General features: G+C 35.8%; 10 protein-coding genes. All 10 read left to right on the top strand.

Annotated features, from left to right (window positions below; genetic code table 11):
• Positions 1-921 (top strand): beta-ketoacyl-ACP synthase II (locus M3005_RS05380; RefSeq protein ID WP_293794385.1); only part of this gene is annotated, 921 nt, incomplete at its 5' end.
• A gap of 139 nt (positions 922-1,060) precedes the next feature.
• A complete protein-coding gene (galE, locus tag M3005_RS05375; protein ID WP_293794383.1) occupies positions 1,061-2,050 on the top strand; it encodes a UDP-glucose 4-epimerase GalE in 990 nt (329 codons plus the stop codon).
• 92 nt (positions 2,051-2,142) lie between these two features.
• A complete protein-coding gene (locus M3005_RS05370) occupies positions 2,143-3,051 on the top strand; it encodes an aldo/keto reductase (RefSeq protein WP_293794382.1) in 909 nt (302 codons plus the stop codon).
• 81 nt (positions 3,052-3,132) lie between these two features.
• On the top strand, positions 3,133-4,047 hold the full coding sequence (locus M3005_RS05365) for a DMT family transporter (protein ID WP_293794381.1): 915 nt from the start codon (positions 3,133-3,135) through the stop codon (positions 4,045-4,047).
• Between the two features lie 98 nt (positions 4,048-4,145).
• Entirely contained in the window at positions 4,146-4,757 is a 612-nt protein-coding gene (locus M3005_RS05360; protein ID WP_293794378.1) for a TetR/AcrR family transcriptional regulator, read from the top strand.
• 12 nt (positions 4,758-4,769) lie between these two features.
• Complete coding sequence (locus tag M3005_RS05355; RefSeq protein ID WP_293794375.1) at positions 4,770-7,472, top strand: MMPL family transporter; 2,703 nt, start codon at positions 4,770-4,772, stop codon at positions 7,470-7,472.
• Between the two features lie 103 nt (positions 7,473-7,575).
• Positions 7,576-8,499 (top strand): YczE/YyaS/YitT family protein, encoded by a 924-nt coding sequence (locus tag M3005_RS05350; RefSeq protein WP_293794373.1) that lies wholly within the window; start codon positions 7,576-7,578, stop codon positions 8,497-8,499.
• 301 nt (positions 8,500-8,800) lie between these two features.
• Positions 8,801-10,189 (top strand): amino acid permease, encoded by a 1,389-nt coding sequence (locus M3005_RS05345; RefSeq protein WP_293794372.1) that lies wholly within the window; start codon positions 8,801-8,803, stop codon positions 10,187-10,189.
• A gap of 40 nt (positions 10,190-10,229) precedes the next feature.
• Positions 10,230-11,168 carry a DMT family transporter gene (locus tag M3005_RS05340; RefSeq protein ID WP_293794371.1) on the top strand — a complete coding sequence of 313 codons (939 nt, stop codon included), beginning with the start codon at positions 10,230-10,232 and terminating at the stop codon, positions 11,166-11,168.
• Between the two features lie 144 nt (positions 11,169-11,312).
• Complete coding sequence (locus M3005_RS05335; RefSeq protein WP_293794369.1) at positions 11,313-12,254, top strand: DMT family transporter; 942 nt, start codon at positions 11,313-11,315, stop codon at positions 12,252-12,254.
• The last annotated feature ends 6 nt before the right edge of the window (positions 12,255-12,260 follow it).

Raw genomic sequence — 12,260 nt, 5'->3', positions numbered from 1 at the left:
GGTATTGGTGGTTTAACAACTATCCAAGAACAAGCAATCAAGATGTCAAAGAAGGGTCCAGGTCGTGTATCTCCATTCTTCGTTCCTAACTCAATCATTAACATGGCTGCTGGTAACATTTCAATTAACTTAAATGCTAGAAACACTTCTCAAGCAATCGTTACTGCTTGTTCATCAGGTACTAACGCTATTGGTGACGCATTTGATTACATTCGTTTTGGTAAAGCCAAAATGATGATTACCGGTGGTTCAGAAGCTTCAGTTAACGAATTAGGTATTGCAGGTTTCGCTGCTCTATCAGCTCTTTCAACTTCAGAAACTGTTGAAGGTGGTTCAATTCCATTCGATAAGGATAGAAATGGATTCGTTATGGGTGAAGGTGCCGGTACTTTAGTTCTTGAAGAACTAGAACATGCCAAGGCTCGTGGTGCTAACATCTTAGCCGAAGTTGTTGGTTACGGTACTAACTCAGATGCTTACCACTTAACTGCTCCAAGACCTGACGGTTCAGGTGCTGTTGATGCTATGAAGTTAGCTCTTAAAGATGCTAACGTTGATCCTAAGGACGTTGACTACGTTAACGCTCACGGAACAAGTACTCATGCTAACGATTCAGCTGAATCACAAGCAATTAAGAAGGTATTCGCTGATAACGACCACATCAAGGTAAGTAGTACTAAGGGTATGACTGGTCATGCTCTAGGTGCCGCTGGTTCTCTTGAAGCAGTTATCATGGTTGGTGCATTACAACGCCAACAAATGCCTGTTAACTACGGTGTTAAGAACATCGACCCAGAAGTTGAAGTTGAACTAGTTAACGAAGACAACAAGAAGTCACCAGTTAACTACGAAATCTCAAATTCATTTGGTTTCGGTGGTCACAACGCAGTTCTTGTATTCAAGAAATACGAAAACGACTAATTAATATTAAAAAAGCTATGGAATTTCCATAGCTTTTTTGTTTACATAAATAAAAAATACACCGATTTTGAGGTTTTATTGAAACTTTAAGGTAGCTGTTAGATAATATATGTATTAGATATACCAAAGGAGAAATAATATGGCTATTTTAGTACCAGGAGGAGCCGGATACATTGGTTCTCATACAGTCGAAAGATTAATCGAAAAAGGCTTTGAAGTGGTTGTCGTAGATAGTTTAGCTACTGGTCACCGTCAAAGTGTTAATCCCAAAGCAACATTTTACCAAGGCGATATTCGCGATCGCGAATTTTTAGATCAAGTTTTTGATAAGGAAAAAATCGATGGTGTTATTCATTTTGCTGCGAATTCAATTGTTCCAGAATCAATGGAAAAACCACTTAAATACTTTGATAACAACACTGGTGGAATGATTACTTTACTAGAAGCAATGCATGACCACGATGTTAACAACATTATTTTCTCATCAACAGCAGCTACTTATGGTGAACCAGAAAGTATTCCAGTAAAGGAAACTGATTCCCAAGTACCTACTAACCCTTATGGTGAAAGTAAGTTAATGATGGAAAAGATGATGAAGTGGGCAGATGTCGCCTATGGCATTAAATATACAGCACTACGTTACTTCAACGTTGGTGGAGCAATTATGGATGGTAGCATCGGTGAAGATCATGGTCCAGAAACTCATTTAATCCCAATCATTTTACAAGTTGCTCAAGGAACCCGTGATCAATTACAAATTTTTGGGAATGATTACCCTACTAAAGATGGAACTAATGTCAGAGACTACGTTCACGTCATGGACCTAGCAGACGCTCATATTTTAGCGTTACAACGATTATTAGATGGTGGCGACTCAGATGCCTTTAACTTAGGTTCATCTACTGGATTTTCCAACCGTGAGATGCTAGAAACAGCTCGTAAAGTGACAGGTAAAGAAATTCCCGCCGTTGACGCGCCAAGAAGAGCAGGAGACCCAAGTACTTTGGTCGCAGATTCTACCAAAGCACGTCAAGTGTTAGGATGGGAACCACAACATGATAACGTTGAAGATATTATTGCTAGTGCATGGAAATGGACTCAACAACACCCTCATGGATTCGAAGATTAAAATCGTATAAGAATAACACCTATATTCTTGAAAAAGAGAAGATTCAGTTTTACCATGTATATGAACTAAAAGAAATGGAGGCTGAATTTTCTATGAACAGATTAGAAGGACTTGTTCAAACTACCACTTTAAACAACGGTGTTGAAATGCCACGTTTAGGTCTAGGTGTTTGGAAAACTAATAATACAAGTGCGAAAGAATCAGTAAAAGAATCCATCATCAAAGGTTATCATTTAATTGATACTGCTAAGCAATATGGTAACGAAACTGGTGTTGGTGAGGGAATCAAAGAAGGTTTAGCAGCGACAGGTAAAAACCGTAAAGATTTGTTTATTACTACCAAGCTATTTAATGGTGACCAAGGATATCAAAGTACGTTAGACGCTCTAAATGGTACTTTAAAAAGATTAGATTTAACATACATTGACTTGTATCTAATGCATTGGCCAGTTGATGGTAAATATTTAGATACTTGGAAAGCAATGGAAAAGTTATACCACCAAGGTAAAGTCAGAGCAATTGGTGTATCTAACTTTGATAATGAGCGTTTACAAGATTTACTTAACCACTGTGAAATTGTGCCAGCGGTTAACCAAATGGAATTCAATCCAATCAACCAAGAAAAAGACATTATGGCTTTTAACAGCCATGCTGGAATTCAATTAGAAGCGTGGTCACCACTAGGCGGTGGGGAAGCACTAAATAATCCTACCATTAAGCAAATCGCTGATAAGTACAACAAATCAGTAGCTCAAGTAATTCTTCGTTGGGACTGGCAAAAAGGAGTTGTTACAATTCCTAAGTCATCTCATGAAGAAAGAATAATTCAAAACTCAGATATCTTTGACTTTGAATTATCAGATCAAGATATTCAAGCAATTGATGCTTTAGACCAAGCTAAGCGTAGTCTATGGTACCCAGATTTTGAATGGCACACTACTGGTCAAATGACAGATACTGTTGACCAATGGGATGATTCTCCTGAAAATTACAAAGACTAATAAAAAAGGCGTTGTCTAATGACAACGCTTTTTGTTTTGTCCTATAATGGAGTTAATAATTAAGCGGAATGGAGAATCGATTTGGAAAATAAGCGAACAAGGTTACAAGAGAAATTGTTGGGTGCTACTTTGGCAATCACAGGTGCTATTCTTTGGGGGATTCAAGGCCCAGTATCACAATTTTTATTCCAAGATAATCACTTATCACCAGAATGGTTGATGGGAATTAAGATGGGAATTTCTGGAATTTTAATTCTATTATTCACTAAATTTTGGAAAAAAGAATCGGTGATGACACTATGGAAACAACCAAAAAATATTGGGGTATTTATCGCTTATGCGATCTTTGGGTTAGCCGCAGTGCAATATCTATACTTAGTCACTGTTAATTTAAGTAATGCTGGAACAGCAACCGTGCTACAAAGTCTAGGAACTGTATTAATTGTGATTTTTACAGCTTTCTTTTATCATCAATTACCTAATAAATATGAAGCAACAGCTGTGTTAGTCGCATTAATCGGAACATGGTTATTAGTTACTAAGGGACAATTAACCCAATTAGCGATTTCGACACCTGCATTAACAGCTGGATTGTTATTAGCGTTAGCAGGGGCTATTCAAACGATGCTACCGGTGAACTTATTAAAGAAATTTAGTTCATTAGTAGTTGTAGGTTGGGCAATGCTAATTGGTGGTTTATTGTTCACAATCGTTCATCCATTTTGGGTGGATGTTCCAGAAATGACGTTGGGAACATTTTTAGGAGTTACCTTTATTGTCTTATTTGGAACGATGATGTCATTTATTTGTTTCATCAATAGTTTACGTTTTATTTCACCAACGGTTGCGGGGATGCTAGATACATTCGAACCACTATCAGCAACGATTGGGGCGATTGTATTTCTAAATACATCCTTTAATGGAGCCGAAGTAATTGGTGGAATATTAGTCTTAAGTACAGTCTTTATCCTCGCTTTAGGCAGTCGAAATGAATAAAATAAAAAAGATAATGAACAACGTGTTGACTTTTTAATACGTTGTTTTTATAATGGAGTTAATTTCTAAGAGGAAATGATTTTTAGAGGAGGATGATTATGGTTAAACAAGATCGTCGAACAATTCAAACCAAAGCACAAATTACTGATGCTTTGATTCAATTGATTCATGAAAAAGGTTTTAATAATTTGAACGTCACTGATTTAACGCGCGCAGCAGGAATCGGTCGGGGAACTTTTTACATTCATTACTTAGATAAATTCGATTTATTAAACAAAATTGAAGCGCAACTAATGGATGAAATTCAACAAGTTCTAAATAATGTTATTCCTGAAGAATTAAGTGTTCATTCAAATGCAGATTCTGAAGTTCCTTCTGAATTATTAATTAAAACGCTAGATTACTTTTACCAAAATTCTAAGTTACTCTCTGCTTTATTAAGCCCAGATGGCGATCCTTATCTGATTGATAAAATCAAAGAGATGTTTAGAAACCTCATCAAAGAATCATTTCATGCCTCCTCTGATGATATTGAGTTCAATCCCAATATACCAAGGGACTACATTATGGAAATTATTTTGGATCGACTAATGAGTATCGTGGTCTACTGGATGAGTAAAGAAGATTTAGAATCACCAGAAGAAATCGCGAAAATTATTAAGTTAACACAACACGTTTCACCAAACGAATTAGTTCACATCAAGAAATAGGGGGATATTTTGATGCCAAAATTTATAAAAAAATACACAGGTAGCTTAATTGCATGGATAGTTGTTGTTATCTTAAGTGTTGTTTTCCTACCAAACATGTCTAATCTGGTAGCACAAAAAGGACAAACTAAGATTCCATCAACTTCACAAAGCCAAATTGCCCAAAAGATTCAAGATAACTGGGGTCACGGAATTGGTAATACCACTGACGCAGTTATTGTGTTTAACAATGGTAATCAAAAGATTACAGCTGACCAACAAACTAAAATCAATGCAACAATCCAAAAAATTAAAGATAACGAAGATAAATATGGCGTTAAAGGAATTACCGCACCAATGGATAATGACGCCACTAAGAAGCAATTAATTTCAAAAGATAAGACGACTGAACTAGTTCAAGTTCATGTTACTAAGTCTCGTTCAATTCAATCAGTAAACACTGATTTACAAAAAGCTGCTAGGACTACAGGTGTGAAAACATATGTTACCGGTGGTGATATCTTAAACGATGACTTTAGAGTTTCTACTGAAAAAGGAATTCAAAAGACTGAAGTAATCGCAGCTGTATTCATTTTAATTGTATTAATCATTGTCTTTAGATCACCAATTGTTCCACTAGTATCACTACTAACTGTTGGTGTTTCATTCATCGTGTCACTAAGTATAGTAATGAACCTAGTTCAAGCTTTCGGTTTCCCACTATCTAACTTTACAAGAGTATTTATGGTAGTGGTATTATTCGGAATTGGAACTGATTACAATATCTTGTTATATAACCAATTTAAAGAAGAACTTAGTCGTGGTAAGGATAATGTCCAAGCTACTATTGATGCTAGAAAAGTGGCTGGAAAGACCATCCTATACTCTGGAACTTCAGTGCTAATTGGTTTTGCAACCTTGGCATTAGCCAAGTTCTCAATTTACCAATCTGCAGTCGGTGTTGCGGTTGGCGTTGCGGTACTATTAGTAGTACTAGTTACTCTAAATCCATTTTTCATGGCTACAATGGGTAAACATATTTTCTGGCCATCCAAAAACTTCGCTGGTGAAGGTGAAAACAAATTCTGGCGTTTCTTATCTAACAAGTCAGGTAAGTTCGCAATCCCAGCAATTGTATTAGTTCTATTGGTAACAGTTCCATTCATGGCTTCATACAAGAATAAGTTGAACTATGATAATGGTGTCGAACTACAAAACAGTGTTCCAGCCAAACAAGGTCTATTAACTGTTCAAAAGCACTTCTCAAAAGGAACTGCTGAACCATCAACTATTTACATTAAGTCTGACCACAAGTTAGATAATGAAAAAGCGTTAAATGAAATCGATCGTTTATCACAACAACTAAGTAAACAAAATGGCATTAAGACAGTCGCTTCTGTAACTCAACCAAGTGGAATGCCAATTAACCAACTATACGTTAGTGATCAATTATCAACTTTAAATACGAAGATGAAGACTGCTAACAAAGGGCTAAAACAAATTAATAGCGGTGCTAAAGGTTCATCATTTAACACTACACCATTACAAGATATTGCAACCTCAGCTACTAACATTGGTCAATACTTAAGAAACATCCAATCAATTAGTAGTTCAACAAGCAGTTCTAATGGCAAACAAGTCTTAGAACAATTACAAAAACAAATGGTTGCAGCTAAGCAACCATTGAGCCAAACACAATTACAAATTGTTGGTGCATTGCTACAACAATCATCAGCAAAACAACAAAGTGTTATGTCACAATTACAATCACAACTTCAAGCAATTGCTTCTAATACTCAAGGAATTGGTAACAATACTCAAGCTCTAGCAACTCAATTGAAAGAAACTCAAACTAAGCTAAAGAAGGCTAGTGAAGGTTTGGATAAGATTGATAAAGGGATGGGAACTGCTAATGATTACTTAGCTCAACTAACTAATTCTAAGGCAGCCGACCAATTCTATATTCCAGCAAGTGTCTTAAAGAGTAAGACATTCAAACAATCAGTTGCTAACTACTTATCATCTGACAAGAAGGTTGCTAAGATTACTGTTGTATTAGATAAAGACCCTAATTCAGAAGCAGCTATGGATCAAGTTGATAAGCTACAAACTCAAATTCAAGATAACATTAAAGGAACTAGTTTAGATGGAAGTCAAGTCGCTATCGGTGGTCAAACTGCTACTACTTCTGACACTCACCATATCGCTAGTTCAGACTTCTTTAGAACTGCCGTTATAATGGTAGTCGGAATTATGATTGCTTTAATGATTATCACTAGATCAATATTACAACCATTCTACATTCTAGGAACTCTAATTATCGCTTACGTAACTTCATTAAGTATCACTAAGCTAATTAGTGCAGTATTCTTAGGACAAAAGACACTTACATGGAATACACCATTCTTCACATTTGTAATGTTAATTGCATTAGGTGTTGATTACAGTATTTTCCTAATGATGAAGTATCGTGAATTTGGCAAGGTGGATAGCACACCAGCTAAACAAATTGAACATGCTGCATCTGTAATTGGAACTGTTGTGATTTCTGCAGCGATTATTCTAGGTGGTACTTTTGCGGCATTGATGCCATCAGGAGTGTTAACCCTTATTCAAGTTGCAATCGGGGTTATCGTTGGTCTGATTATTTTAGTATTCATCATACCAATGTTAATTTCTGCATTAATCAAATTAACTTACCCTGAAGTAACTTCAGATCAAGATAATCAAGAATAAAATAAAAAGCTATGGATTAAATTCCATAGCTTTTTTATTTGCTAAAAACATTGAAAGGTATATAATGTAAGCGTATTCATTTTTAGACAAGAAGGTTAAAACAATGGAAAATATTTCTTATGACAATTCAAAAAACGTAATCAATAAACCGCTAGACTTTTTCTTGCGTGCCGTAATGTCATTAGTGGGAGTTTCACTTATCGCATTGGGTGCGGCTTTTATGCGTTCAGGAAAAGTAGGGATTGATCCTTTTACAGCGATGAATATAGGGATGTCTAATAAATTAGGGATTTCACTAGGTTTATTTCAATTATTAGCAAACTTAGTTTTATTCATTATCGTGTTAATTTTTGATCGTAAACAAATTGGCATTGGGACTATTTTCAACATGGTGTTAGTTGGTTTTGAAATTGAATATTTCAGTTCAGTTTACACAGCCTTCTTTCCCAAAGCAATTAGTATTCCAATGATGATTTTTGATGCTATCGTGGGGATTTTAGTGTTTACATTAGGAACTTCAATTTACATGTCGACTAAATTAGGAGTATCTCCTTACGATGCAATTGCACCGATTATTGCTGATAATACTCATATTAAGTACCAAAAAATTAGAAGTGCGCAAGATATTTTATTCATGATAGCTGCGGTTGTCGTGGCAGGGCCATTTGGCTTTATGACTATTTTCACAGCGTTCTTTGCTGGTTCATTAATTAGTTTTTGGAACAACACTATCAGCCGTGAGTTAATGCTTCATATTGACCATTTCAGTATGAAGCCTAGTTTGCAAAATGCCGCTGGTGGATTGTTTGAATTAGGTCGTCGTGGATACGATATTGTAAGTAGCGCTTACCAAGATACTTACATTATGCAAAAACAAATGTCGGGATATACTAACACCGAAATTGAGGAATTAATTAAAAGAACCAACGATAATATTAGAAAAAACGAACAGGTCCAATTAATTCTTAATAAACGTTTAGAGTCACTAAACGCGGAGTTAAAGCAAAGGGCATTAAGCAATAAATAAAAAAGCTTGCATTATTCCAAATTTTTCGGTAAGATAATTACAAATAAATGAACAAATAAAAAACGGAGGTTTCATCATGGTGACTTGTTATAAATTGACATTACAACAAGATAATAATAATTTCTTCTTTAATTTTGAACTAGCTATTTAGTATAGTATCGAGAAGAAATTATTTCACTATGAAAACTTCGAAGCACTAGAAAAATAGCTGGTAACAGTTATTCTTTCTGGTGCTATGGTAAAATCGCACTAGTTAGAACTAGTGCGATTTTTTTATTGCTCATATGATAGGGGGATTTTTATGAATATACTGTCTAAGGTGAATCGTAAGACATCGTTGGCTAAATTCATTGATAGGGACAAGAACCTCGAAAGAACTATCGGAACTAAAGATTTAACTATGATGGGAATTGGAGCTGTTATTGGTGCCGGAATCTTTATTCTTCCTGGTACTGTTGCTGCAACTACCGCTGGTCCTGGAATTATTGTTTCGTTTATCATCGCAACAATCGTATGTTCACTCTGTGCAATGTGTTATGCTGAATTCTCTTCAGCATTACCAGTTGCCGGAAGTGCATACACATTTGGTAATATCATTTTTGGTGAAATCACCGGATGGATTATCGGATGGGGACTAGTGCTTGAATATATGCTTTCAGTGGCCACTGTTTCGACAGGGTGGTCCGCATACTTACAATCGTTCTTAGCAAACTTTGGTATTCATATACCAAAAGCACTTTCTGCTAATTATGATCCAAGTCATGGAACATATGTTAACATCATCGCAATCTTAGTTGTTGTTTTGATTTCTTGGATTTTAACAAGAGGTGTTCAATCATCCGCTAAACTTAATGATATAATGGTACTTGTGAAAATTGCGATTATCATTGTGTTTGTGGTTGCAGGAGCATTCTTCGTTAAACCATCGAACTGGAATCCATTTATGCCATTTGGGGTAAGTGGAGTGTTCCATGGAGCATCCTTAGTATTCTTTGCATATTTAGGTTTTGATGTTATTGCAGCCTCAGCAGGTGAAGTAAAAAATCCTAAACGAACAATGCCAATTGGAATTATTGGTAGTTTAGTAGTATGTACTATCTTGTACATATTAGTATCAGTAGTTTTAACTGGAATTGTTTCCTATAAAGATTTAAACGTTTCAGACCCAGTGACATTTGCACTTCAATTGATTCACTTGGACAAATTAGGAATGTTAATTTCATTAGGTGCACTGGCCGGAATGTTTACTATGATGGTAAACATGATCTTCAGTAGTTCACGTTTGATCTACTCAATTGGACGTGATGGTTTATTGCCAAAAGGCTTAAGCAAAATTGATGATAAACGCAATGTGCCCAAGCACAGTATTATCTTTGTAACAATCGTCATCGCAGCAATGGGTGGATTGTTCTCATTAGATAAGTTAGCTAGTTTAGTTAACATTGGAACATTGATTGCATTTACCTTTATGTCAATCGGAGTTATTTTCCTTCGTCGTCGTAAAGATATTAAAAACGATGGATTCAAAGTTCCGCTATACCCATTCTTGCCAATCGTTTCAGTGATTGCATGTATCTACTTGCTATTACAATTACCATTAGATACATGGATTACTGCGGCTATCTGGTTTGCAATTGGTTTAGCAATTTACTTCGGTTATGGGGTCAAACATAGCCGTTCAAACAAATAATAATAGTCGCGAGGACTATTAAAAATTGGGGAGTTTTATTATGGACAAGAAACACACTACGACGGAAAACGTCATGAAAGGGATCTTTTGGTCCGCGATGGCTTCAACCCTATGGGGTTTCTCAGGAGTTATCATGCAATTCGTTGCTAAAAACGAAGCAGTTCCTACTCAATGGTTCATTTCAGTTCGTACATTATTTGCAGGTATTTTATTGTTAGCTATTGGTTCAATTCACGTTGGTAAACATGTTTTTGATGTTTGGAAATCAAAAGAATCAATCATTAGATTATTCATTTATGCAATTTTTGGTTTAGCTGTTAACATGTCAACTTTCTACGTAAGTATTCAACAAGGTAACGCTGCTACTGCAACTATCCTACAATACTTAGCACCAATCTTTATTGTATTATACGGTTTAGTATTCATGAAGAAGAAGCCACTTAAAGCTGATGTTATTTCATTCTTATTAGCATTAGTTGGGGTATTCTTAATCATTACTAACGGTCACATTGGTGAACTATCAGTTCCATTGACTGCTGTTATCTTTGGTTTACTATCAGCTGTTTCAGCTGCTGTTTATTACTCAGTTCCAAAGCCACTATCAAAGGAAAACTCACCATTCGTTGTTCTAGGTTGGGGTACTTTGATTGCCGGTGTATGTTTTAATGCATACCACCCATTCTGGACTGACGCTCCTAAGATTACACCAGGTATCGTTTTAGGTATCGGGGGAGTTATCTTAGTTGGTACTATCTTCGCATTCTCAGCTGTGCTATACAGTTTGAAGTTTGCTCCATCAGAAGTATCAAGTATCGTTGATGCTGTTGAACCAGTTGTTACAATCATCTTAAGTATGATTGTATTCCACTTGATTCCAACACCAATCGAAGCAATCGGTGCAATTATCATTATTGTATCAATTTACTTCCTACAAAGATCTCACCAAAAGATGGGTAAAAACGATCCAGATATTAGATAATTAAAACCTAAAAAAGCCAATTTACTAGTTAAATTGGCTTTTTTTATTTTAAAAGATGCTTAGTTATGATATCCTTTTAAGATAGGTTTTCAAGTAAGAAAAGTTAACATTTACTTGGATTATAGAGATTTATGGGGTGAAAATATGGAAAACGAAAAGGGCGTTTTAGAAACTAATGTCATGAAAGGTATTTTTTGGGCATTCGTTGCGTCAGCGCTTTGGGGTGTTTCAGGTACAATTTTACAATTCGTATCACAACAAGAACACCTAGAAGCTAACTGGTTTTTATCAACCAGAACAATGATTTCAGGAATTGTATTATTATTGATTTCAGCAATTGTTTATAAAGGACACATTTTTAATGTCTTCAAATCTTGGAAATCATTCATTTGTATTGTGGCATACGGTATTTTTGGACTAGGTGCAAACTTATATACTTTCTATATGAGTGTGCAAACGGGAAATGCAAATGCATCAACCATCCTACAATACTTAGCACCACTATTTATTTTATTAGGTTCAATTATTTTTCAACACAGAAAACCATTACCAATTGACGTTATGGTTTTTGTAATCGCACTAGCTGGGGTTGTGTTATCCCTAACTAAGGGTGATTTTTCACAACTATCAATTAGTACTGGTTCATTGGTCTGGGGAATTTTATCTGGGGTAACCGCAGCGTTCTACGTTGTCTTACCAAGACCAATCGTTGGTCAAAGTTCTCCAATGGTTATTCTAGGTTGGGGTACTTTGATTGCTGGAATTGTTTTCAACATCAAACAACCAATTTGGGTTAACATGCCTCACATGACACCTGGAATCGTATTCGGAGTCGGTGGAATTATTCTTTTCGGAACCATCCTACCATTCATGTTATTACTACACGCATTGAACTTCGCGCCATCAGAAGTGGTAAGTTTAGTCGATGCGACTCAACCAATCGTGACATTTATTCTAAGTGTCATCTTCTTCTCAATTTCAATTAGCTTTATTGAAATTGTCGGAGCATTACTTGTGATTTTAGCCATCTTTATTTTGCAAAAGTCACATCGTAAATTAACAATCGATAAACATAGCGAAGAATAAAACTAC

Source organism: Apilactobacillus sp. (assembly GCF_025290035.1).
Taxonomy (GTDB): Bacteria; Bacillota; Bacilli; order Lactobacillales; family Lactobacillaceae; genus Apilactobacillus.
This window is presented reverse-complemented; position numbering and strand designations above follow the sequence as displayed.

Bases quoted from the DNA above. Each gene is read 5' to 3' on its own strand.
- galE (WP_293794383.1), top strand. From the start codon at position 1,061: ATGGCTATTTTAGTACCAGGAGGAGCCGGATACATTGGTTCTCATACA.
- M3005_RS05370 (WP_293794382.1), top strand. From the start codon at position 2,143: ATGAACAGATTAGAAGGACTTGTTCAAACTACCACTTTAAACAACGGT.
- M3005_RS05360 (WP_293794378.1), top strand. From the start codon at position 4,146: ATGGTTAAACAAGATCGTCGAACAATTCAAACCAAAGCACAAATTACT.
- M3005_RS05355 (WP_293794375.1), top strand. From the start codon at position 4,770: ATGCCAAAATTTATAAAAAAATACACAGGTAGCTTAATTGCATGGATA.
- M3005_RS05350 (WP_293794373.1), top strand. From the start codon at position 7,576: ATGGAAAATATTTCTTATGACAATTCAAAAAACGTAATCAATAAACCG.
- M3005_RS05345 (WP_293794372.1), top strand. From the start codon at position 8,801: ATGAATATACTGTCTAAGGTGAATCGTAAGACATCGTTGGCTAAATTC.
- M3005_RS05340 (WP_293794371.1), top strand. From the start codon at position 10,230: ATGGACAAGAAACACACTACGACGGAAAACGTCATGAAAGGGATCTTT.
- M3005_RS05335 (WP_293794369.1), top strand. From the start codon at position 11,313: ATGGAAAACGAAAAGGGCGTTTTAGAAACTAATGTCATGAAAGGTATT.